This window comes from Nocardia sp. NPDC003999 (assembly GCF_053604885.1).
Window position 1 is genome coordinate 1 of the sequence record NZ_JBSGIB010000019.1, and the last position, 26,352, is coordinate 26,352.

At 69.6% G+C, this 26,352-nt stretch carries 2 protein-coding genes; both read left to right on the plus strand.

Features of this window, described 5'->3' with window-relative positions; genetic code table 11:
• Window positions 1–927: 927 nt before the first annotated feature.
• Window positions 928–25,395 (plus strand): non-ribosomal peptide synthase/polyketide synthase, encoded by a 24,468-nt coding sequence (locus ACWESM_RS28460; protein ID WP_452494327.1) that lies wholly within the window; start codon window positions 928–930, stop codon window positions 25,393–25,395.
• Entirely contained in the window at window positions 25,389–26,183 is a 795-nt protein-coding gene (locus ACWESM_RS28465; RefSeq protein WP_452494329.1) for an FkbM family methyltransferase, read from the plus strand. The genes ACWESM_RS28460 and ACWESM_RS28465 overlap by 7 nt, the downstream gene beginning before the upstream one ends.
• The last annotated feature ends 169 nt before the right edge of the window (window positions 26,184–26,352 follow it).

Below are 26,352 nucleotides of genomic sequence, written 5' to 3' on the forward strand. Positions count from 1 at the left end.
GTTGCTGGCCGCCGACGTCGCCGCCCGTTCCCTCGTCGACAACGCCGACCTGCCGCTGGAGGGGGGGGGACCGCCTCTGTCCGGCAGCGATCTTCGGCGCACCCGGAAGCGTGGAAACAATTCATCGCCCGATATGAGCGCGCTGCCGAACGGAAGTATGTGCTGCGAGACGGTACCCGGGACAGATTGTTCGGGTGTAGCGGAATGGGCACTCATATGGAATTGTCGGCACGCCGCGTCGATTGATGGAAGTGGTGTCTATTGGCGATCACAAGTGAGATTGCCAGTTTATTGCTATAACCGCCTACCGGTAATTCATTGTCGATCGAAGGCATAGGAGGGGAGGTACTGCGGCCCCTCGCTCGGCCGTCTGGGCGGCCGCGGACATACCGGCTTGATTCCGCCCCTGACCCGGCATGTACTATGCCCGATCGCAGGTGTCTCTCCTCGGTTACATGGCCCTGAACCAGGATCTTCTTCGGGGATGCGCGATCGAAGTAGTGGCGCCGTCCGAGATGTGCCACGGGTCCGCGTCGCTGGAATCGGGATCCGAAACACCGCCTTCCGTGCGGGGTCGAGAGGTTTGATACGACTAGACTCAGCCAGGCTGCTGTCAGATAGCTTGTCCCACCAGAGTGTCGATGCTCCACCACAGATTCAAAAGTTCTGTTTTCAGATTTTGAGACGACTGGAAATGCCGACAAACAGGAGGTGTGGGAGCCGCCGTAGCGGCCACAATGGTGTCCGATTCGGATGCCGGGAACCGGCTGATCGAGCTACACGCGAAACCTGAACGGCGCGGCGAACAGCAGGGGTACGCCGCTTCTCAGTAGACCAAGTGCATATGTAAGCCAGATTTCGGACGCGGTGAGCCTGCGTGGTTCCGCCATGCCTTCGCGCGTCCGGGTAGGAATAAGGGGTCATGCGATGCATCTGAAGTCAGACGGAACCGCCGATGGCGAACCGGGATTGATTCCGCTCTCGAGCGCGCAGTACGGCATGTGGCTCGCGGATCATGTGCCCGGTGGACCGGCTGTCAACATCGCACACTACGTCGAGATCGATGGCCCGGTGGACCACGACGCGTTCACCCGCGCGGTGAACGACGGCGGTCACGAAACCGAGTCCCTCGTGGTGCGGGTGATCGAATCCGACGGACGCCCTTATCAATTCGTGGACCGCGGCATCATCTACGACGAGCCGGTGCTGGATTTCAGCGATGCGGAGGATCCGGTCGCGGCGGCGATGGAGTGGATGCGCCGCGACTACAACACGAAGGCGGTCGATCTCAGTCGCGACCGGCTCACCCGGACCAGGCTGATCCGGGTCGGCGAGGACCACTACTTCTGGTACGGCCGCGCGCATCATCTGGTGGTCGACGGGTACGGCGCCTTCAACAGTCTCACCCGAATGGCCGAGCACTACAACGCGCAGCTGGAAGGCAGGCCACCGACGCGGCTGGACGCGGCGAGTCTGCACGACATCGTCGAAGCGGAGCGCGTCTATCGAGCCGGCTCGCGGTACCAGGCGGACAAAAAGTATTGGCTGGACAAGGTTTCCGATCTGCCGACACCGGTGAGCCTGTCCGGCCGAACGGCACGTTCCGGCAAGGTGGACCGCGTCGCAGGCCTGCAGCTCCCGGCGCACCTGTCCGACCGGCTCGACCGCTTCGCCGATGAGGTGAACGCATCCGCCGCGCAGGTGGTGATAGCGGCGTTCGCGGCGTTTCTCGCCCGGATGACCGGCACCGAGGATGTCGCGCTGTCGCTTCCGGTGACCGCCCGGGTGACCAAGCGCCTGCGCAACTCCGCCGCGATGTTGGCCAACATGGTGCCGATTCGTTTCGCCGTGCGCCATTCGACCACCGTGGAGGAGCTGGTCCGCGCCTCGGTGTCGGAGCTCGTCTCGGCCATGCGCCACCAGCTGTACCGGTTCGAGGATCTGCGCCGCGACTCGGCCGCGATCGATTCGTCGGCGAACTCGTTCGGCCCGATCGTGAACATCTTGTTCTTCGACTCGGAGATTCGCCTCGGCTCGGCCGTCGGCCGCTACCGCGCGCTGACCTCGGGCGCGCTCGACGATCTGCAGCTCAACCTGTACCGCTCGGGCGCGGACGCGCCGCTGCTCATCGAGTTGCACGGCAATCCGAACCTCTACGGGCAGGACGAACTCGAGTCGCACGCCGACCGGTTCCTGGATTTCCTGCAGCGGATGATGGACTCGTCCCTGGACACCCGCATCGGTGACATCCAGCTGGTCGGCCCCGCCGAGGAATTGCGCATCGTCGAGGAACTCGCCGGTCGCGACGGTGAATCCCCTTCGGCCACACTGGTGGATCTGCTGACCCGGCAAGCGGCGGCGACTCCGTCCGCGGTGGCCGTGACGTCCGAGGCGACCACTCTCACCTACCGCGAGCTCGACGAACGATCCACCCGGTTCGCCCGCGGGCTCATCGCACTCGGCGCGGGACCGGAAGCACTGGTGGCCATCGCGATGCCACGCGACGCCGACCTGATCGTCGCCGTGCTCGGCGTGCTGAAATCGGGCGCGGGGTACCTTCCGCTGGACACCGCCCATCCGGCCGAGCGGCTCGAATACGTATTGGACGACGCGAACCCGATCGCCGTGGTGACCACGCGGGGCATGCGCGAGCACGTGCCGGGCGATCCCGGCCGCGTCGTGCTGTTGGACGACGTTCTCGCCGCGGAGCAGGCCGCCGACCCGATCACCGATGCCGATCGGACCGGCCCGTTGCTTCCCGATCACCTCGCCTATGTCATCTACACGTCCGGGTCGACCGGCCGACCGAAGGGCGTATCGATCACGCACCGTGCCGTGTCCACCTACCTGGTGAACTCGTGCGCGGAGATCGGGATTCGATCCGACGACGTCTGGACGCTGTTCCACTCCTTCGCCTTCGACTACTCGGTCTGGGAGATCTTCGGCGCGCTGGTCACCGGCGGCCGGATCGTGGTCGTGGACAGCCTCACCACCCGTTCGCCGGACGACGTGGTGCGCCTGGCGGCGCGGGAGAAGGTCACCGTCTTCAGCCAGACGCCGTCGGCGTTCTATCAGTTCGCGGCCGCGCGCCAGCGGTACGCGCACGCGGGAGAGCCGGAAGGTGAACTGTCGCTGCGGCTGGTCGTCTTGTCCGGCGAAGCTCTCGATCCCGCCGGGCTGGCCGACTGGTACGAGCACAACCCGGACCTGCCGGTGCTGGCCAACAGTTACGGCATCACCGAGACCACCGTCTTCGTCACCTACACCGCCCTCACGCCGGACGTCGCCGTCCCGGGCGCGCCGAGCACGGTCGGCCCGGCATTGCCAGGCCTGCGAACCTATGTCCTGGACGAGCGGTTGCGTCCGTGCCCGCTCGGAGCATGGGGCGAGATCTACGTCGCGGGAACACAGCTGGCTCGCGGCTATCTCAACCGACCGGCGTTGAGCGCGGGACGTTTCGTCGCCGACCCCTTCGGCGGTGCGGGCAGGCGTCTCTACCGCAGCGGCGACGTGGCGCGCTGGAATCACCGGGGCGAACTGGAGTATCGCGGCCGCGCCGACCAGCAGGTGCAGTTGCGCGGGTTCCGGATCGAGCTGGACGAGATCCGCAACGCCCTGCTGGCCCACGACAGCGTCGCCGCGGCGGTCGTCGTGGTGCATCTGCCCGGCACGGAGGCTGCCCGGCTGGTCGGGTACGTCGTACCCGCCGTCGGCGCCACCTGCGAGCCGGACGACTTGCGCACCCACGTCGGCGGGATGCTGCCGGAGTACATGGTGCCGTCGAGCGTCGTCGTGATCGACGCGGTGCCGCTGACCGTGAACGGCAAAGTTGATCACCGGGCACTGCCCGAGCCGGTATTCGATTCGGCCGCGGCCTACGTCGCTCCCCGCACGGTCGTCGAGGAGTCGATCGCGGACGTCTTCGCCGAGGTGCTCGGCACCGACCGGGTGGGCGTGTTCGACAGCTTCTTCGACCTCGGCGGCAACTCGATCACCGCGACCAGCGCGGCGGTGCGTATCGCGGAAGCGACCCGGTGCGATGTGTCGGTGCGCGACCTGTTCGTCAAGCAGACCATCGCGGAACTCGCCGCGCACATCGAGGACGGACACCGTTCCGGCAGGCCCGTGCTGCGGGCGGCGGGCAGACCCGATCCCATTCCGCTCGCGCCGGCGCAGAACAGGATGTGGCTGGTCAACCAGACCGACCCTACCTCGGCCGCCTACAACATTCCGCTGATCGTCCAGCTCACCGGACGTCTCGACGCGGCGGCGCTGCGTGCCGCGCTGACCGACGTGATCGACCGGCACGAATCGCTGCGCACCGTCTACCCCGCGGTGAACGGCGAAGGGACACAAGTGATTCTGCCTGCCGACGAGGTTGTCGCGGGGCTCGACCTGACGCCGCGGCCGACCGACCCGGACGAGATCGAGGGCCGAATCCGCGACCTGGTTTCGGTCGGGACCGATCTGCGCGAACGCGCTCCGATCCGGGTGGCGCTGCTCGCGACCGCCGACCGCACGCGGCATGTCCTGGCGGTGGTCCTGCACCACATCTGCTGCGACGGATCGTCGCTGCGGCCCCTCGCGGCGGATGTCGCCGTCGCCTACGAGGCGAGGGCGCAGAAGAAGATCCCGGACTGGGAACCGCTGAGCGTCCAGTACGCCGACTACAGCGTCTGGCATCGCAGCCTGCTCGGCGACCCGGACGACCCGGATTCCCGGGCGGCCCGCCAATTGCGGTACTGGTCGCAGCGTTTGGCGGGGATGCCGCCGGTCCTGGAGCTGCCGGCCGACCGGCCGCGTCCGGCCCGCCGGACCATGCGCGGCGACGTCGCGGACACGGTGATCCCCGCGGAGACCTTCGCCGGAATCGAGCGGCTGGCGCGCGCGGCCAACGTCACGACGTTCATGGTCGTCCACGCCGCCCTGGCCGTGCTGCTGGCGCGGATGTCGGGCTCGGCGGACATCACCATCGGCACGCCGGTCGCCGGTCGCGGCGAACGCGCGCTCGAGCCGCTCATCGGCATGTTCGTCAACACCGTGCCATTGCGTACCGAGGTGTCCGCCGAGGAGTCGTTCACCGAGTTCCTCACACGGGTCAAGGGCATCGACGTCGACGCCTTCGCCAACAGCGACCTGCCCTACGAACGTGTCGTGGACGAACTGCATCCGAAGCGGTCCCCGGCGTACGCGCCGCTGTGCCAGGTGTATCTCGCGTTCGAGAACATGGACCGGGCGAACTTGGAGCTGTCCGAGCTCACCGTCGAGCTGCTGGACCCCGGCGCCGAACCGGCGAAGGTGGACATCATCGTCACCGTCGCCGAGAACACTGCCGCGGGCGGCGATGTCGCGCTGCGCGTCAACTACGCGACAGACCTGTTCGATCGGGAGACCGTCGAAGAGCTCGCCGAACGACTGAATCGGGTGCTCGACGCGTTCGTGGCGAATCCACGGGCCCGAGTCGGCGACGTGGATTTGTTGTCGGGAGTCGAGCGTCTGGGATTGGTCCCTGCCTCCGGTGGTCGTGCCGAGCCGCCCCGGGTGCTGGCGGATGTGTTGCTGGTGGGTGAACGCACCGCGCCTGCCGTGGTGGCGGGGGATCGCGTGCTCTCCTACGGGGAGTTGGACGACTGGTCGAATCGTCTCGCACGGGTCCTGATCGACTGGGGGGTGGGGCCGGGGGATCAGGTCGCGCTGGCCATGGGGCGGTCGGTCGAGTTCGTGGTCGGTGTGTGGGCGGTGGCGCGGGCAGGCGCCGCGTTCGTGCCGGTCGATCCGCGCTATCCGAGCGAGCGGGTCGCGCACCTGGTCGCGGACGCGAATATCGAGGTCGGGCTCACCGTCGAGGCGTCGTGCGGCATGCTTCCCGGTCACGTGCGGCAATTGGTTCTCGACCATCCTGGCACCGAGGCGTTCCTCGCGGCGCAGTCCCCGGCTGTGGTGACCGACGCGGAACGGGTGCGGGCCTGCCGTGTGGCCGACGCGGCCTACGTGGTGTACACCTCGGGCTCGACCGGCAGGCCGAAAGGCGTGGCGGTCACTCACGAGGGCTTGGCGAACTTCGCGATCGAGCAGCGCGAGCGGTATCGGGTGGATCGCAGGTCACGCGTGTTGCAGGTGGCGGCGCCCGGCTTCGACGCGGTGATGCTCGAGTTGCTCATGGCGCACGCCAACGGCGCGGTGCTGGTCGTCTCGCCGCCGGAGGTGTTCGCCGGGGCGCAGCTGGCGGAATTGATTCGCGCACAAGAGGTCTCGCACGCGTTCGTGACGCCCAGCGTGCTGGCGACGATGTCGCCCGCCGGACTCGATTCGCTGCGGGTGCTGGTGGCGGGCGGAGAAGCGGTATCGGCCGAGACGGTTTCGGTATGGGCGCCGGGGCGTCGGCTGCACAACGGGTACGGGCCGACCGAGACCACGATCATGGTGGCGATCAGCGATCCGCTGTGCGTCGGCGACCCGGTGACCATCGGCGGCCCGATCCGCGGCGTCGACGCGGTGGTTCTCGACGAGCGGTTGCGGCCCGTCCCGGTCGGGGTGACCGGACAGCTGTACGTCTCGGGCGTGCAGCTGTCGCGCGGGTACCTCAATCGTCCCGCCTCGACCGCCGCCACGTTCGTCGCCAACCCGTACGGTCCCGCGGGCACCCGCATGTACGGCACCGGTGACCTGGCGCGCTGGACCGCCGACCACACCTTGGAGTACCTGGGGCGCACCGACTTCCAGGTCAAGATCCGCGGACAGCGCATCGAACCGGGCGAGATCGAAGCCGTCCTCGCCGGGCACCCCACCGTCGCGGCAGCCGTCGTGGTGGGCGTGCACGCCGAGACCGGGTCGCGCCTGGCGGCGTACGTGGTGCCCGCCGACGGCGTGGTCGATACCGCGGAACTGACCAGGTATGCCGCGCAACGCCTGCCGTCGCACATGGTGCCGGACACGGTCATGGTGCTCGACACGCTCCCACTGTCGTCGGTGGGCAAAGTCGATCGCGCCGCCCTGCCGGAACCGGAATTCGCCCCCGCCGTGGAGTTCGTCGCGCCGCGCAACGCCACCGAGCAGATCGTGGCCGACATCTGCGCGGGCGTGCTGGGCGTCGAACGCGTCGGCGTGCTCGACGGTTTCTTCGATCTCGGCGGCAACTCGCTGTCGGCCACCCGCGCGGCCGCGCAGCTCAGCGGTGCGTTCGGCGTCGAGGTGCCGCTGCGCGCGATCTTCGAGACGCCGACCATCGGGGCGCTGGCGGAGCGCCTGCGCAGTGCCGACGCGGCGACCAGGGCGCCGCTGGTGCCGCAGGAGCGCCCGGACCGGATCCCGCTCTCACCCGCCCAGGCCAGGATGTGGTTTCTCAACCAGTTCGACACGAGCTCACCGGTGTACAACATCCCGCTGGTCGTGCGGATGTCGGGAGACCTCGACGTGGCCGCGATGCACGCGGCGATCGCGGATGTGCTCGAACGGCACGAGGCGCTGCGCACGGTGTACCCCGACAGCGACAGCGGGCCGCACCAGATGATCGTGTCGGTGCCGACGGCGCTGCCGCCGCTGACGCCGGTGGCGGTCGCGGACGGTGCGGTCGAGGCGCGCGTCGCCGCCGAGGTCGCTGTGGGCTTCGACGTCACCACCGAGGTTCCGTTCCGGGTCGCGTTGTTGCGCAGCGCGGCCGACGAGCATGCCTTGGTGCTCGTGGTCCATCACATCAGCTTCGACGGGTCCTCGCTCGCGCCGCTGGCCGCGGACCTGATGGCCGCTTACCGTGCCCGGGTCGGGAACGAAGCGCCGCAGTGGGCCCCGTTGCCGGTGCAGTACGCGGATTACGCGCTGTGGCAACGGAAGCTGCTCGGCAGCGAGGACGATCCGCACAGTCCGACCGTCGCCCAGACCCGGTACTGGATCGCGGCTCTCGCCGATCTGCCCGAGGTACTGGATCTGCCCACCGACCGTACGCGGCCCGCGAAGCAGTCGTTCCGGGGCGCGACGGTCTCGGCCACCCTTCCCGCGGATCTGCACCGCGAGGTGATCGCGCTGGCCCGCAGCCACGACGCGACGGTCTTCATGGTGATGCACGCCGCCTACGCGGCGCTGCTGGCGCGGTTGTCCGGTACCGGGGACATCGCGGTCGGCACACCGATCGCCGGTCGTGGCGAGCCGGGGTTGGACGGCCTGGTCGGGATGTTCGTCAACACGCTGGTGTTGCGGACGTACATCGAACCCGGCGCGTCCTTCGTCCGGATCCTGGACCAGGTCCGGGCCACCGACCTGGCCGCCTTCGAGAACGCCGACATCCCGTTCGAGCGTCTGGTCGAGGTGCTGAATCCGCCGCGCTCGACGGCACACGCGCCGTTGACGCAGGTGGGCTTCTCGTTCCAGAACATCGAGATCCCCACGGTGCGGTTCGAGGGCCTGACGGTCTCGGCGCGGATGGCCGATCCGAGCGTGGCGAAGTACGACCTGCACCTGAATCTGGTCGACGCCTTGGCGGCGGATGGCGAGCCGGGGGACATGGCGGTCGAATTCGGCTACGCGACGGATCTTTTCGACGAGTCGACGGTCGAGTCGATGTTCGACCGCTATCTGCTGTTGCTGCGCGCGATCGTCGGTGACCCCACCCGCGCCATCGGCGACATGGATCTGCTGACCGCCGAAGAGGCGCACCGGATCGCGGCCCGGTCGAGCGGCGTGCGGACGCAGGCTCCGTCAGCGACGATCGCGGACCTGTTCGCCGCACAGGTGGCCGCGACGCCGGAACACCCGGCGGTGCTCGACGCCGCCGGTGGTGCCCGGCTCGACTACCGGGAATTCGGGGCACGGGTGAATTCGCTGGCCCGCGCGCTGATCCGGCGCGGCATCGGACCGGAGACCATTGTGGCGGTGGCGATGCGCCGCTCGGTGGACCTGCTGGCCACGCTGTACGCCATCCACGCGGCGGGAGCGGCCTACTTGCCACTGGACCCGGACCATCCGGCCGACCGGGTGAGCTCCGTCCTCTCCACCGCGCGTCCCGCCGCGATTCTCACCCGTACGCCCGACCGGGCGAGTCTGCCCGGCGACGTGCCGGTCTGGACGCTCGGCGAGCTGGAGGCCGAGCGCCTGGACGCGTCGGCGCTGACCGATGCCGATCGGATCCGGCCGCTGCGCCCGGACGATCTGGCCTACGTCATCTACACCTCCGGTTCGACGGGTGTGCCCAAGGGCGTGGCGGTTCCGCACGCCGCGGTGGTGAATCAGCTGCGCTGGATGCGCGATCACTACCGGCTCGGTGGCGGCGACGTCATGCTGCTGCGCACCCCGGTGACGTTCGACCTCTCCGTCTGGGAGCTGTTCTCCGCGCCGACCTGCGGCGCTGCCTTGGTGGTCGCCGGTCCCGACGCGCACGGCGATCCGCGCGAGATCGCCCGGCTGATGGCCGAGTATCACGTGACCACGGTGGATTTCGTCCCGTCGCTGCTCGCGGCGTTCCTCGAGGTGGCAACTCCGGATCAGTTCCCGGACCTGCGGCGCGTACTGTGCATCGGTGAGGCGTTGTCCGCAGAGATCGCGCGCCGCTTCCGGGATTTCAGCGACGCCCGCATCGACAACCTGTACGGCCCGACGGAAGCGGCGGTCAGCGTCACCGCGCACCGGATCGACGTGGTCGAAGGCACGACCGTGCCGATCGGCGTGCCCGAGGCGAATGTCACGGTGCACGTGCTGGACTCGCGGCTGCATCCCGTGCCGGTCGGCGTCACCGGCGAGCTGTACCTGGGCGGCGTGCAGCTTGCCCGCGGGTACCACGAACGCCCGGACCTGACGGCCGCGACGTTCGTCGCCGACCCCTCCGGCGCCGCGGACGGCGCGCGTCTCTACCGCACCGGTGACCTCGTGCGCTGGGACGGCGACGGCAACCTGCGCTATATCGGCCGCGCCGACACGCAGGTGAAGGTGCGCGGCCTGCGGATCGAACTCGGCGACATCGAAGCGGCGCTGCTCGCGCACGAGCAGGTGCGCGCGGCCGTCGCGCAGGTACGCGGCGACGGCGGCGAGCAGCGGCTGGTGGCCTACGTCGTCGCGGATGGCGCGCTCGACGCCCGGCAGGTACGGAATTCGCTGCTGGACCGGCTGCCCGCCTATATGGTGCCGTCGTCGGTGACCCGGATCGACTCGATTCCCCTCAATGCCAACGGCAAGGTGGAGTATCGAGCGTTGCCCGAGCCGGACCCGAGCGCCCAGGACACCGAGTTCCGGGCGCCGCGAGGTCTGATCGAACAAGCGATCGCCGCGGTCTTCGCGGAACTGTTCGACCGCCCCGAAATCGGCGCGGACGACGATTTCTTCGAGTTGGGCGGCAACTCGCTGGTCGCCACGCGCGCGCTGAGCCGGATCGGGGACGTCGTGGACGTGACCATTCCGGTGCGCGCGATCTTCGAGGCGCCGACCGTGTCGGGGCTGGCCGAGCGCATCGCCCAGTTGCGCGCGGTCCCGAGTCTGCCCGCGCCGACGCGGGTCACGCGGCCGGACCGTATCCCGCTGTCGCACGCGCAGACCCGGATGTGGTTCCTCAACCAGTACGACCCCGCCGCGCCCGGATATGTCGTGCCACTGGCGATCCGGCTGGAAGGCGCGCTCGATCCGGCCGCGTTGACGGCCGCTGTCGGCGATGTGCTCGAGCGGCACGAGAGCTTGCGCACGATGTATCCCGCGGTCGACGGCACGCCCACCCAGGTCGTGCTGAACGCCGAAGACGTGCTCGCGACCTGCGATCTCACCCCGCAGGCCGTCGGTGAGCGGGAACTGCCGCACCGGCTGGCCGAATTCTGCGGCACCGGATTCGACGTGGCCGAGGGTGTGCCGCTGCGGGTGGCGCTGTACCAATTGTCCGACGAGGCGTGGACGCTCGCGCTGGCCGCGCACCACATCAGTTGTGACGGCTTCTCGGTGGCCCCGCTGGCGGCCGACCTGGTGACGGCGTACCGGGCGCGCTCCGGCGGTACCGCGCCGGATTGGGCGCCGCTGCCGGTGCAGTTCGCCGACTACGCCTTGTGGCAGCGAGCGGTCCTCGGTTCCGCGGACGACCAGGACTCGCCGGTGGCCCGCGACATCGCTTACTGGCGAACGCAACTCGCGGGCGTACCGGAGCTGCTCGAATTGCCGAGCGACCGGCCGAGGCCGATCGAGCAATCCCAGCGCGGGGCGGTGATCCAGGTCGCCATACCCGGTGAACTGCAAGGCCGGGTGGAATCGCTGGCACGGCGCTCCGGTGCCACCACGTTCATGGTGGTGCACGCGGCCCTGGCGGTGCTGCTGTCGAGGCTGTCCGGCAGCGACGACGTCACCGTCGGTGTGCCGCACGCGGGCCGGGGCGACCGGTCGCTGGACCACATGGTCGGCATGTTCGTCAACACCTTGGTGCTGCGGTCGCGGGTCACGCTCGACCAGACGTTCGCGAGTCTGCTGGACCAGGTGCGGCGCACCGACATCGAGGCGTTCGATCACGCCACCGTGCCGTTCGAGCAACTGGTGGACGCGCTGAACCCGGTGCGATCGACCGCGCATACGCCGTTGTTCCAAGTGCTGCTGGCCTACCAGAACATGACCCGGGCTCGCGTCGAACTGCCGGGACTCACCGTGGAGAACGTGGATCCCTGCGACAGCGCGGCGATCTACGACCTGTTGCTGATGATCAGCGAAGGCCACGGCACGCACAACGAGCCGACCGGCATGACGTTGCGCCTGACCTACGCCACGGATCTGTTCGACGAGGACACGGTGCGCGGCTTCGCCGACCGGTTCGTCCAGGTCCTCGACGCCGCGGCCCGCGATGCCGAGACCACCGTCGGAGAGATCGGCCTGCTCGACGAGGCGGAGCGGTCCCGAGTGCTGGAGCGGTGGAACGACACCGGTGGCTCCGCCGCACCGGGCCGGACGCTCGTCGACGTCTTCGACGAACAGGTCGCGCGCACCCCGGACGCCACGGCGCTGCGGCTTCCGGACGGAAGTACGTCGACCTACCGGGATTTCGACGCACGCGTCAACCGGCTGGCTCGCTGGCTCATCGGGCGCGGTGCCGGGCCGGAGACGATCGTGGCGGTGGCCGTCCGCCGATCGGCCGAGCTGGTCACGGCACTGTACGCGGTCGTGAAGGCGGGCGCCGCGTTCCTGCCCATCGACCCGGATCACCCGAGCGCGCGGATCGCGCACGTCCTCGGCGCGGCCGATCCTCTGCTGGTGCTCACGACCGCGGACGACGGCCAGGGCCTGCCCGACGGATTCGAGTACGCGCGGATCGACCGGCTGGACGTGACCGGTCTGTCCGGCGCTCGGATCACGGACGGGGAGCGCCGCACACCGCTGCGGCCGAACCATCTGGCTTATGTGCTGTTCACCTCCGGGTCCACCGGTGCGCCCAAGGGCGTGGCGCTGACCCATGCCGCCACCGTGAGCCAGCTGGCATGGGCCCAGCAGCGGTGGCCGCACGGAACGTCCGACGCGGTGCTGCACAAGACGCCGATCACGTTCGACATCGCCGTGTGGGAATTGTTCTGGCCGTTGCAGACCGGCGCGCACATCGTCGTAGCCGAACCGGGCGGACATCGCGATCCCGTTCACCTGGCGAAGGTCATCGCACGGCACGAGATCACCACCGTGCACTTCGTCCCGTCGATGCTCGATGTCCTGCTGGAATCGGCCGGGGTCGCGGAATTGCCCTCGATCCGGCGGGTGTTCGTCGCGGGTGAGGCGCTGGCGCAGCGCACGGTCGACGCCGCGGCGCACGTCTTCACGCACGCGGAGCTGGTGAACTGGTACGGGCCCGCGGAGGCGGAGGTGGTCACCGCGCAGCCGTGCGCGCCGGGTGCGTCGGCCGTCGCGGCGGTGCCGATCGGAGCGCCCGCCGGCGGCATGAAGGTCTACGTGCTGGATTCGCGGCTGCGGCCGGTGCCCGTCGGGGTCGTCGGGGAGCTGTACGTCTCGGGTGTCCAATTGGCGCGCGGATACCACGCGCGCGCCGATCTCACCTGCGGCGCCTTCGTCGCCAACCCGTTCGGCGTTGCGGGACAGCGGCTGTACCGGACCGGTGACCTGGTCCGGTGGCGCAAGACCGGCGAGCTGGAATACCTGGGGCGCGGCGACTTCCAGGTGAAGGTGCGCGGTCAGCGGGTGGAGCCCGGTGACATCGAAGCCGCGCTGCGCGCCTGCGGGCAGGTAGCGCGTGCCGTGGCCATCGTGACGACGGAGCGCATCGTCGGTTACGTGACGTTGGCGCCGGGCGCGGTCACCGACGGCCGCGCGATCCGCGAAGAGCTGACCCGGACGCTGCCGTCCTACTTGGTTCCGGACGTCGTGCAGGTGCTCGACGCGATGCCGCTCACCGCCAACGGCAAGCTCGACCGGTCGGCGCTGCCGGGGCCGGTGTTCGACGACGGGGCGGACTTCGTCTCGCCGCGCACCGACGGCGAGGTGGTGCTGGCGCGTCTGGTCGCCGAACTCACCGGCGCGGAACGGGTGAGCGTGACCGCGAATCTCTTCGAGATCGGTGTCAACTCGCTGTCGGCCGCTCAGCTCGCGGCGCGGGCCCAGGCGGTCGTCGGCGTCGATGTCGGTATCAAGGACGTCTTCGATGCGGCGACCATCGCCGCGCTGGCGGAGCGGATCTCGGCACGGACCGGATCCACCGCTGTTGCGCTGACCGCGCGGCCACGCACCGGCGCGGTCCCGTTGGCGGCGGCGCAGCGGCGGATCTGGTTCCTCAACCAGTTCGACACCTCCTCGGCGGCCTACAACATCTGCTTCGCGGCCCGCCTGACCGGGCCGCTGGACACCGAGGCACTGCGTGCCGCGTTCCTCGATGTGGTGACCAAGCACGAGCCCTTGCGGACGGTGTATCCGCTCGTCGACGGCGAGCCCTGCCAGGTGGTGCGGGAGATCGCGACGATCGCCGCGGACATGGCCTTCGAACCGGAGCCGGTCGTCGGCGAGACGGAACTCGCCGACCGCATGCGGAACGCGGTCGAGGCGGGATTCGACATCGCCGAATCGGTACCTGTGCGGGCACGGTTGTATCGCACCGCGACGCGGGAACACGTGCTGGTGGTGGTCGTCCATCACATCGCCGCCGACGGGGCGTCGATGGCTCCGCTCGCCCGCGACGTATTCGCCGCGTACCGGGCGCGGGTGGGCGGCCACCCGCCCCGGTGGGAATCGCCGGTGGTCCAGTACGCCGACTACGCGATGTGGCAACAGGAGCTGCTCGGCTCCGAGGACGATCCGGCGTCGCTGATCGCGCGGCAGATCGATTACTGGACCGACGCTCTGGACGGTTCCCCGGAGCTGCTCGCCCTGCCGACGGACCGGCCACGCCCCGCCACCCTCTCGACCGACGGCGGCAACGTCCGGTTCGAGCTGCCCGCGCGGCTGCACGACGACATCGTGCGGCTGGCCCACCGCGAGGGCGTCACGGTGTTCGTCGTCCTGCACGCGGCCCTGTCGATCCTGTTGGCGCGCACCGCGCACAGCGACGACATCTCGGTCGGCACGCCGGTCGCCGGTCGCGGCAGGCCGGAACTCGACGATCTCGTCGGCATGTTCGTCAACACCGTGGTGCTGCGGACCCGCATCGATGAGGATCGCTCGTTCCGGGAGCTTCTCGCCGTAGTGCGCGATGTCGACCTCGAAGCGCTCGCTCACGCCGACCTGCCCTACGAGCGGCTCGTCGACGTCATCGGCCGCCCGCGTTCGACGGCGTATTCGCCACTGTTCCAAGTGATGTTCGGGTTGCAGAACACCGGAGCGGCCCGATTCGAGCTGCCCGGAATCGACGTCGAGATCATGGACCCCGGCATCGCGCAGGCCAAAGCCGACCTCACCGTGCTGGTGACCGAGCGGCGCGAAGGCGATCGGCCCGCCGGAATCGACGGCGAGATCATCTACGCCACCGATCTTTTCGTCCAGTCGACCGCGCATGCACTGGCGGAGAGGTTCGTCCGCGTCCTCGAGGCGGTCACCGCCCATCCGGCGCGGGCGATCGGCCACATCGATCTGTTGAGCGCCGCCGACACCGAACGCTTGGTGCCCGCGCGGGGCGGCGACGACGCGCGGCCTTGCTTGCTGCCGGATCTGCTGGCGACGGCCGTGGCATCGGCTCCGGCGGCGGTGGCCCTGATCGGGGACGGCGAAGCCCTCACGTACGCGGAGCTGGACGTCAGGGCCAACCGGCTCGCTCGTCACCTGCTCGCCCAGGGAGTCGGGCCGGGAGTGTTCGTGGCGCTGGCCGTGCCACGCTCGATCGAGTATCACGTCGCCATGTGGGCGATCGCGAAGACCGGCGCCACGTTCGTCCCGGTCGATCTGCGCTACCCCGCCGAGCGGATCGCGCACATGGTGAGCGATTCCGGCGTCCGCGTCGGGCTCACGCTCGCGACCGCACGCGGGGAGCTGCCGGACGCGGTGCGCTGGCTGATGCTCGACGATCCGCGCACGGCGCAGGAGATCACGGCGCGGTCCGGCGAGGCGGTGACCGATGCCGATCGCGGGCGTGTGCTGCGGATCGAGGACGCCGCCTACCTGATCTACACGTCCGGTTCGACCGGAACACCCAAGGGTGTCGTGGTCACCCATGCCGGGTTGGCGAACTTCGCGGCCGAGCAAACCGAACGCTACCGGGTCGACGGCACGTCCAGGGTGCTGCAAGTGGCGGCGCCCGCGTTCGACGCGGTGCTGCTCGAAGCGCTGATGGCGCATGCGGCGTGCGCGGCGTTGGTCGTGTCGCCACCGGAGGTGTTCGGCGGGCCGGATCTGGCCGCGCTGATCCGGACGCATCGGGTGTCGCACGCGTTCCTGACGCCGAGCGTGCTGGCGACCATGGCGCCCGCCGGTCTCGAGTCGGTGCGGATGCTCGCGGTCGGCGGCGAGATGGTGCCCGCGGAGCTGATCGCCACCTGGGCGCCAGGTCGCCGGTTGCACAACATCTACGGCCCGACCGAGACGACGATCGTGATCACGATGAGCGATCCGGTGCTGCCGGGCGATCCGATCGCGATCGGCGGCCCGATTCGCGGCGCGGAGGCCTTGGTGCTGGACGCGCGCTTGCGCCCGGTGCCGGTCGGAGTCGCGGGGGAGCTGTACCTGTCGGGTGCACAGCTGGCGCGCGGCTATCTCAACCGGCGTGCGGTGACGGCCGGTGCGTTCGTCGCGAATCCGTACGGTAGGCCGGGCGGGCGGATGTACCGCACCGGGGACATCGTCCGCTGGACGACGCGGCGCACGCTCGAATACGTCGGCCGCAGCGACTTCCAGATCAAGATCCGTGGCCAGCGCATCGAACTCGGTGAGATCGACGCGGCGCTGCTCACGCATCCGGCGGTGGCCGCCGCGGTGACCGTCAGCCGCACGGGGCCGGGCGGGCACCCGGTGCTGGCCGCGTACATCGTGACCGAAGCCGCGACGGTCGCCGACCCGGAGACCGTGCTCGAACACGTCGCGTCGGTATTGCCCGCGCACATGGTGCCGTCGGTGCTCACCGTGCTCGATCGCATGCCGATCACCTCGACCGGCAAGGTGGATCGGAAAGCATTGCCGGAGCCGGTCTTCGGCGCCGATGGAGATGACGCGGAGGCGGCGTCCACCGATCTGGAACGCACCGTCGCGGCCGCGTTCGCGGATGTTCTCGGCGTCGCGTCGGTCGGTGTCTCCACCTCGTTCTTCACCCTCGGCGGCGATTCGATCCTGTCGATCCAGCTGGCTTCCCGGTTGAAGTCGGCAGGTGTCGTCGTGACGGCGCGGGACATCTTCGAGCAGAAGACCGTCCGTGGCCTGGCGCGGGTCGCCGCGGCCGCCGAACGGTCTTCGCTCGCGGAGTTGCCTGGTGGCGGCGGGGGCGAGATCCCGTTCACCCCGGTGGTTTCCTGGTTCACCGAGCGTCTCGGCGCCGCTCCTCGGTTCGCTCAGTCGATGCTGGTGCGCTTGCCGCGCGACGCGCGAGTCGAGGACGTGACCGCGACGGTGCGGGCGGTGCTGCGACAGCACGACATGCTGCGCGCGCGGCTGCGCGACCAGTGCTTGGAGGTGCCGCGGCCGGAGGCCGCGGATGCTGCGGACGTGGTGCTGACCCGCACCTTCCGCGCGGATGAGACCCCGGGCACTGACGGTTTCACCGCGGTGGTGGAAGCGGCGCTGGCCGAGGCGTCGGACCGCCTCGACCCGGCGGCGGGCCGGATGGTGCAGGTCGTGTGCCTGCTGCCCGAACCGGGCCTCGACGCCGAGGCGCGGGCGCTCGTGGTCGTCCATCACCTCGTGGTCGACGGTGTGTCCTGGCGAATCCTGATTCCCGACTTCGCGACAGCCTGGCAGCAGGTCACGCGGGGACGGACGGTGGAATTGCCCGCGCAAGGGACATCGATGCGCCGATGGGCGCACGCGCTGGCCGATGCCGCCGCGGCCCGTGCCGGGGAGTTCGACCTGTGGCACCGGATGGGTGCGGCGCCGGATCCGCTGCTCGGCAGCGCGGTGCTCGATCCCGCCGTCGACACCCAGTCGACCGTGCGGCATCTGACGGTGTCCCTCCCGGTGGACGTCACTTCGGCATTGCTCGACGCGGTGCCGAAGGCCGCGCACGGCAGCGTCGACGACGCGTTGCTGGCCGGCCTGGCCGTGGCGGCGACGCGCTGGCGCCACCGGCGCGGTATCGCGCACGCGGGTGTGAAAGTCCTCTTGGAGGGGCACGGCCGCGCGGAACAGATCGCCGAGGGAGCGGATGTCTCCCGCACGGTGGGCTGGTTCACCAACACCTACCCCGTGGCGCTCGACCTGAGCGGGGTGAATGCGGATGATCCGCGTGCCGCGGTGAAATCCGTGAAAGACCAGTTGCGCGTGATCCCGGACAAGGGGATCGGCTACGGCCTGTTGCGTTACCTCCACGCCGACACCCGCGACCGGCTCGCGGCACTGCCGGAGCCGCAGATCGGTTTCAACAATCTCGGCCGGGTCGGCGTCGACCTCACGACGCTGTCGGACCTCGCGTGGATTCCGACCGACGAGCCGTTCGACCGGTGGTCGGCCTTCGATCCCGACATGCCCGTGGCGGCGGCCGTCACGATCGACGCGAACATCGTGGACACCGAAGCGGGACCGCGCCTGTCGGCGCGGATCGGCTACGCGTCCCGGCTGTTCGAGCGCGACGACGTGGCCGAACTCGCCGACGAATGGATCGGCGCGGTGACCGGGATCGCGACCGCGGCCCTCGCGGACGAGGACTGGGGCTTCTCACCCGCCGACGTTCCACTCGTCGAGGTCACACAATCCGACCTGGACGGGTTCGCCGACCGTTACGGAGCGCTCGGCGATGTCTGGTCGCTGGCGCCGCTGCAGGCGGGACTGCTGTTCCATGCCGAACTCGCCGCGGGTGACCTCGACGTCTACACCGCGCAATCGACGCTCGCCCTCGCCGGTGTGGTCGATGCGGATCGGCTGGAGCGCTCCGCCGCGGCCTTGCTGGAGCGTCATCCGAATCTGCGAGCCGCCTTCGTGCGCACGGCCGATGGCACTCCGGCGCAGGTGATTCCGGCGGCCGCCGCCGTGCGCTGGCGGCGGGTCGATCTGCGCGACGGCACGACGACCCCCGAGGAGCTGATCGCGGCCGAGCGGGCGGTCCCGTTCGATCCCGCCGATCCTCCGCTGCTGCGGTTCCTGCTGATCGCCGTGGCGCCACAGGACTTCCGGCTGGTGCTGACGGCACACCACCTGCTGTTGGACGGCTGGTCGTTGCCGTTGCTGTGGCGCGAGTTGATCGGCCTCTACGCGGTGAGTGCGCGGGCCGAGCTGCTGCCCGCCGCGGCGTCGTACCGCGGCTACCTGGAATGGCTGGATCGGCGCGAGCCGTCGACCGGCATCGAGGTGTGGCGGGAGGTCCTGCGCGATTTCACCGAACCGACGGTGATCGCCGACGCGCGCACGCACACGACGGTCGGCATCCCGGTCGACCTGGCGGTGGTGCTGGATCGTGCCGTCACCGCGGAACTGGTGGAATTCGCTCGGGCACGGGCGGTGACCATGTCGACGATCGTGCAGTTCGCCTGGGCGGTGGTCCTGGGGAACCTGCTCGGCACCGAGCGTGTGGTGTTCGGCAGCACGGTGTCGGGACGTCCCGCCGACCTGCCCGGCGTGGAATCGATGATCGGCTTGTTCATCAACACGATCCCGGTAGCCGTGCACCTCCCGCGAACCTGGACCATCGAGGACGCGCTGCGGCGGTTGCAGGCCGACAACGCCCGCCTGCTCGATCACCACGACGTCGAACTGTCCCGGATCCTGGCGGACACGGGCGCTGCCCAGCTGTTCGACACGCTGGTCGTCTTCGAGTCGTATCCGGTCGACAGCAGCGGCCTCGGCGACGCGGACATCGACGGCATGCGGGTGGTCGCGGCCGACGGAAGCGACGCAGCGCACTATCCGATCACGGTGCAGGCGCACCAGACCGATCAGCTGCACGTCATGATCCGCTACCAGCGGGCCCGCGTGGACGACTCGACGGCCGCCGGTCTGGCCGCCCGGCTGGAGACCGTGCTGCGCGCCATCACGACCGATCCGGGCGCGCGGCTGGGCGCGGTCGACCTGCTGACCGCGGCCGAGCGCCGTGACCTGGTACCCGCCACCGGCGGACCCGCCGCAGCGCCCCGGGTCCTCGCTGAGCTGTTGGCCGCCGGTGTCGCGGTGGATCCCGAAGCGGCAGCGATCGTTTCGGACGGGCACACGATGTCGTACGCCGAGTTGGACGCCTGGTCGAACCGTGTCGCGCGCGAGCTGATCGACTGGGGTGTCGGCCCCGGCGACCAGGTGGCGTTGGCGATGGCCCGATCGGTGGAACTCGTGGTCGGCATGTGGGCGGTCACCAAGACGGGCGCCGCGTTCCTGCCCGTGGATCCGCGCAACCCCGCCGAACGCGTCGGGCACATGGTCGCCGACTCGCAGGTGCGGGTCGCGGTCACGGTCGAGGCGTGGCGAGAGCTGGTTTCCGGCCCCGTCCGGCGGCTGGTACTCGACGATCCGGAAACTCGCAAAGCGATCGAGGCGCGGTCCTCGGACGCGGTGACCGACACGGATCGAACACGGACGCCGCATGTTCGCGACACCGCGTACGTGCTGTACACCTCGGGCTCGACCGGGACGCCCAAGGGCGTCGCGGTCACTCACGAGGGGCTGGCCAATTTCGCGGCCGTGGAACGTGACCGTTTCGGCGCGGACAGCCGGTCGCGGGTACTGCACGCGTCCGCTCCCGGTTTCGACGTCGTGGTCCTCGAGTTGCTGCTGGCCCACACCAACGGCGCGGTACTCGTGGTGGCGCCGCCGGAAGTGTTCGGCGGCCCCGAACTGGCGGAATTCATTCGGCAGCAGCGCGTCTCGCACTGCTTCCTGACGCCGAGCGTGCTGTCGACGATGCCACCGGAGGGGTTGGATCGCCTGCGGGTGCTGATGGCCGGTGGCGAGGCCGTGACGCCGGAGATCGTCACACAGTGGTCGCCGGGCCGGCGACTGCTGAACGGGTACGGCCCGACCGAAACGACGATCCTGGCCGGAATCGGTGGCCCGCTGCATCCCGGTGCGGCCGTCACGATCGGTGGTCCGATCAGCGGCGTCGAGGCCGTCGTGCTGGACGCCTGGCTGCGGCCGGTGCCGGTGGGCGTGGTCGGCGAGTTGTATCTCGCCGGTGTGCAACTGGCCCGCGGATACGTGAACCGCCCGGTGGCGACGTCGAACGCGTTCGTCGCGAACCCGTTCGGTGCGCCGGGATCCCGCATGTACCGCACCGGCGACCTGGCTCGCTGGACGCCGGAGCACACCGTGGAGTACCTCGGTCGTCGCGACTTCCAAGTCAAGATCCGCGGTCAACGGATCGAGCTCGGTGAGATCGAGGCCGTGCTGGCCGCGCAACCCGGCGTGGAACACGCGGTCGTCGTGCTGCGCGAAGACGAGCGCGGCGTCGGCAGACTCGTCGGCTACCTGGTCGGCGCCGAGAACCTGGATCCGGAGGAGATCAGGGCGGCCGCGCGGCTGCGGCTGCCCGCGCACATGGTGCCCGACATCTGCGCGGTGCTCACCGAATTCCCCCTCACCAGAACCGGAAAGCTCGACCGCCTGGCACTGCCCGCGCCGCGGTTCTCGGCGGCACGGACCTGGACCGCACCGGGTACGGAGACCGAGCGGCAAGTCGCGGAAGTCTTCGGAAGCGTCCTCGGCATCGACCGGGTCGGAGCGGGCGACAGCTTCTTCGACCTCGGCGGCAACTCGTTGTCGGCGACGCGGGTGACCGCTCAGTTGGGTACCGCGCTCGGAGTGAGCGTGGGCGTTCGCGACCTGTTCGAAGCGCCCACGGTTGCCGGACTCGCCGCCCGTCTGGACGCCTCCGAGCGGACGGTCCGCGCGCCACTGGTGCCGCGCACCCGCTCCGGGCTGGTGCCGTTGTCGCCGGCACAACAGCGGATGTGGTTCCTCAACCAGCTCGACACCTCCGTCGGCGCGTACAACATCCCGCTGGTGATCCGGTTGACGGGCGAACTCGACATCGACGCGTTGCGGCGCGCGTGCGAGCTGGTCCTCGATCGGCACGAGTCACTGCGAACCAGATTCCCGATGACCGACGGGACGCCACATCAGGTCGCGGTCCCCGTCGAAGAGGTCACGATCGGGCTGACCGCCGTACCGATCGAGGCGGATCGGCTGATGGAGCGAGTGCTCGCCACCGTCTCGGCGAGCTTCGATGTCACACAGGAGCCTCCGCTGCGCATGGCGTTGTTCCGGCTCGGAGCCACCGAGCACGTCTTGGTCATCGCCGTGCACCACATCTGTGCCGACGGGCAGTCCATGATGCCGCTCGCGCGAGACGTGGCGGTGGCCTACCAGGCGAGCAGACAAGGGACACAACCGATCTGGCCCGCTCTCGCGGTCCAGTACGCGGACTACACGCTCTGGCAGCGCGATGTACTCGGTGACGAGCGCGACCCGGGCTCGGTCATGTCCCGGCAGTTGCGCTTCTGGAAGGACACTCTCGCCGGGCTGCCCGAACTGCTCGAACTGCCCACCGACCTGCCGCGTCCGCCGGTGGCGTCGATGCGTGGCCGGACCGTGGATTTCGAGATCTCCGCCGCGTTGCGGGAACGAATCGGCGCGCTGGCGCGCGCGGCGAACGCGACTGTCTTCATGGTCGTGCACGCCGCGCTGGCCGTCTTGCTGTCGCGGTCGGCCGGTGTCGGCGATGTCGCGGTGGGTGCTCCGGTGGCCGGACGCGGAGAGCGTGAACTCGACGATCTGATCGGCATGTTCGTCAACACCCTCGTGCTGCGGTCACGGGTGTCGTCGCGTCAGTCGTTCGCCGAGCTGCTCGCGGCGACGCGGGAAACGGATCTGGCGGCGTTCGCCCATGCCGACGTGCCGTTCGAGCAGGTGGTGGAGGCGATCAATCCACCGAGGTCCACGGCCCATCTGCCGCTGTACCAGGTGACGCTCGATGTGCAGAACCTGAGCAAGGCCGCGTTGGAACTGCCGGGCCTCACCGTCGAGCCGGTCGAGAACGGCTTCGAACCGGCGCAGGCCGACCTGAACCTGAATCTCGTCGAAGGCTCCGGCGCCGGTGGGCAGGCGGAGGGCATCCGAGGTCGCCTGACCTACGCCACCGATCTCTTCGTCGAGGAGACGATGACCCGGTTCGCGGCGGCCTTCGTGCGGATCCTGGAGCAGGTGACCGCCGATCCGGAGGTCGCCGTCGGTGACATCGACCTCGTGGGCCCGCAGCAGCGTCGCGAGCTGCTCGGCGCGGCCGGTGTCGCCGGGGTCGCGGTGCCGGACACGACCCTCGCGGAGCTGTTCACCGTCCAGGCCGTCGCGCGACCGGACGCGGTCGCGGTGACCGACGGCGAGTCGCAACTGACCTACGCGGAGCTGGATCGGCGCTCCGCCGCGGTGGCCGCTCGGCTGGCGGAGCGGGGAGTGGGTCCGGAATCGCTGGTGGCCGTGGCGTTGCCGCGGTCGGCGGACCTGGTCGTCGGCCTGCTCGGCGTCGTGCGCGCGGGTGCGGGATATCTGCCGCTGGATGTGGCGTATCCGCCTGAACGATTGCGCTTCATGCTCGACGATGCTCGTCCGGCCGCGGTTCTGACCTCGGCGGACCTGTCCGCCGCGGTGCCGGAGTGCGCCGCGCCGGTACTGCTCATCGAGGAGTGCGCGAACGACGACGCGGCGGCCTTCGATTCGGTGGTGTCGCCTGCGCGGCCGGGCAACGTAGCCTACGTGATCTACACGTCGGGATCGACGGGCCGCCCGAAGGGCGTGACGGTCGGCCACCGGGAAGCGGTCACCCTGTTCACCAATGCGGCCGAGCGATTCGACCTCGGACCCGACGACGTGTGGACGATGTTCCATTCCTACGCCTTCGATTTCGCGGTGTGGGAGATCTGGGGCGCGCTGCTGTCCGGCGGCAAGGTGGTCGTGGTCGACTACGACACCTCCCGGTCGCCGGAGGCGTTCGTGGACGTCGTGGCGCGGGAGGGCGTGACCGTGCTGAGCCAGACGCCGTCGGCATTCTACGGATTCGTCGACGCGGAGCGCCGCTATCGCGAATCCGGCTGTCCGGCAGGAGATCTCGCGTTGCGTTATATCGTCTTCGGTGGCGAGGCGCTGGACGCGTCGCGGTTGGACGACTGGTTCGCCGCGCACGCGCCGGGCATGCCACGGCTGATCAACATGTACGGCATCACCGAGACGACCGTGCACGTCACGTTCTCCGAAGTGACGCAGGCGAGCTCGGCCGGGATCGGTGTGCCGCTGCCCGGGTTGCGGGCGTACGTTCTCGACGACCGGCTGCGTCCGGTGCCGATCGGTATCACCGGAGAGATCTATGTGGCCGGTGGGCAGCTTTCCCGGGGATATCTGGGGGCCGCGGCACTGACCGCGGGCCGATTCGTGGCGAATCCCTTCGATCCCGACGGCGCCCGGCTCTATCGATCCGGGGATGTCGGCCGCTGGCGGAAGTCCGCGAGCGGGCTGGAGTTGGCGTACGCGGGCCGGGCCGACGCGCAGGTGCAGTTGCGTGGTTTCCGCATCGAACTCGGCGAGGTGGAGTCGGCGCTGTTGCGCCATCCGCTCGTCACCCAGGCCGCGGTCACGGTGCACCGGCACGATCGCGGTGTCGATCAGCTGATCGGCTACGTCGTCGGCGTCGACGGCGAGCGGATCGATCCGGCGGAGGTCCGCGAGGCCGCCGCCCAGGTGCTGACCGGCTACATGGTGCCCGCGACGATCATGGTGTTGCCCGCACTGCCGTTGACGGTCAACGGCAAGCTCGACCGAAAAGCACTGCCCGACCCTGAGTTCGACGAGTCGACGACCGCGTTCGTGCCTCCGAGGACCCACACGGAGAAGGTGATCGGCGACGTCTACGCGCAGGTCCTCGGCGTCCAGCGGGTCGGGGCGTCGGACGGCTTCTTCGATCTCGGCGGCAACTCGCTGCTGGCCACCATGGTGGTGACCGAGTTGCGCGGCCGCGGCGTGACGATCCAGTTGCCGTGGATGTTCGACGACGCGACGCCGCAAGCCCTGGCGGCCCGGGCCGACGGCACGGCGGGCGGTTCGGGGCTGCAAGTATTGCTGCCGCTGCGCGCGCACGGCCCGAAGCCCGCGGTGTTCGCGGTGCATCCCGCGGGCGGGCTGGCGTGGTTCTACGGCGGAATGGTCGAACATCTGGACAAGGACCGGCCGGTCTACGGCTTGCAGGATCCCCATGTCGTGGCGGGCGAACCCGGTGCGCGTTCCGTCGACGAACTCGCGGAACGCTATGTCGCCGAGATCCGCCGAGTGCAGCCGAGCGGGCCGTATCACCTGCTGGGGTGGTCGCTGGGCGGTGCGATCGCGCATGCCGTCGCGGTCCGGCTCCAGCGGGAAGGACAGCAGGTCGGCATGCTGGCCATGATGGACAGCGCGGTCGGCGACTCCGAGGCGCTGGCCGCGGCGATGAGCGGCACCGCGGACGAGCCCGCGCCGAGCGAACTGATGGCCGATCTGCTCGGTGGCTGGCGTGAGCTGTTCGACCTCGGCGCCGAGGTGACCGCGCAGACCCACGAGCAGGCCTGGGCGGTGATCCGCGATCAGGTGACCGCCACCGGGATGTTCACCGCCGAACAGGTCGATCGGGTGATGGAGAGCTTCCGGACCGCGAGCGATATCGCCAGGGAGCATCGGCCGGGTGTCTTCGACGGCGATCTGATCTTCTTCACCGCAGGAAAAGACCGCACGGACCACGACGCCGTCGTGCGGACGTGGCGGCCGTTCATCACCGGCGATCTGCACAACACGGTCGTCGACGCACGACATCTCGAGTTGACCCATCCGCACGCACTGGCCGTCATCGGCCCGATCCTCGAAAGGTTCGCGAACGCATGCTGAAGACTCTCGATCAACTCCAGCAACTCCGGCTCGAGGACGGCAGGACGGTCGCCTGTACCAGTCCGGCCGAGGCGCGGATGTTGTGGGGCGAGATGTCGACCGACGGCTTCTATCGGCTAGCGGCCGCGCTGCTGCGTCCCGGGGACATCGCACTGGACATCGGCGCGAACATCGGGCTGAGCGCGATGATGTTCGCCGAGACCTGCCCCGGCGTCCGGGTGATCGCCGCCGAGCCGGCCCCGGCGACCTTCGACTGTCTGCAGCGCAATATGGCCGCTCATGTGCCGGACGGCGTGCCGTTGCAGGTCGCGGTCGGCGCGGCGCCCGGCAGCGCGCCGTTCACCTGGTACCCACGGGCGTCGGCCAATTCGGGTCTCTACGCCGACCGCGCGGCCGACGACCGGGCCACCGAGATCTACCTGCGCAACAGCGGCCTGAACGACGAGGCGATCGCTCTCATCACCGCCGGGCTGCACGAAGGCGAGCGAATGGAGGTCGAAGTCACCACCGTTTCGGCGATACTCGACGAGCACGGCGGGAACGCGGAGGTCGGCTTGCTCAAGGTCGACGTCGAGCGAGCGGAGCTCGATGTCCTGCGCGGCATAGCCGCCGCGGACTGGCCGCGTATCCGTGCCGTCGTCGCCGAGGTGCACGAGCGGGACGACCGCTTGGCCCAGTGCCGCGAATTGTTGAGCGGACACGGTCTGTACGCGCGAACGCGCCAGGACCCGAGCCTGGCCGGAACCGAACTGCACGAGATCTACGCCGTCAGACCGGAGAGCGTCTGACGGTCCCGCGCCGTCTTGCTCCATCTCGGCACGGGTCCAGCCTGCGGATACTCTCCCAGGCTGTTCCCGTGCCGGATCGCCGCCTTCCCGCGCGCTGTCGAGAACAGCCGGATCCCACGGTCGCGGGTGTGGCGACGACCCGGGTGCTAGAAAGCGCGGCGGGCACGGT

Excerpts from the sequence above, each read along its gene's own strand:
- ACWESM_RS28460 (WP_452494327.1), top strand. The coding sequence starts at position 928 with ATGCATCTGAAGTCAGACGGAACCGCCGATGGCGAACCGGGATTGATT.
- ACWESM_RS28465 (WP_452494329.1), top strand. The coding sequence starts at position 25,389 with ATGCTGAAGACTCTCGATCAACTCCAGCAACTCCGGCTCGAGGACGGC.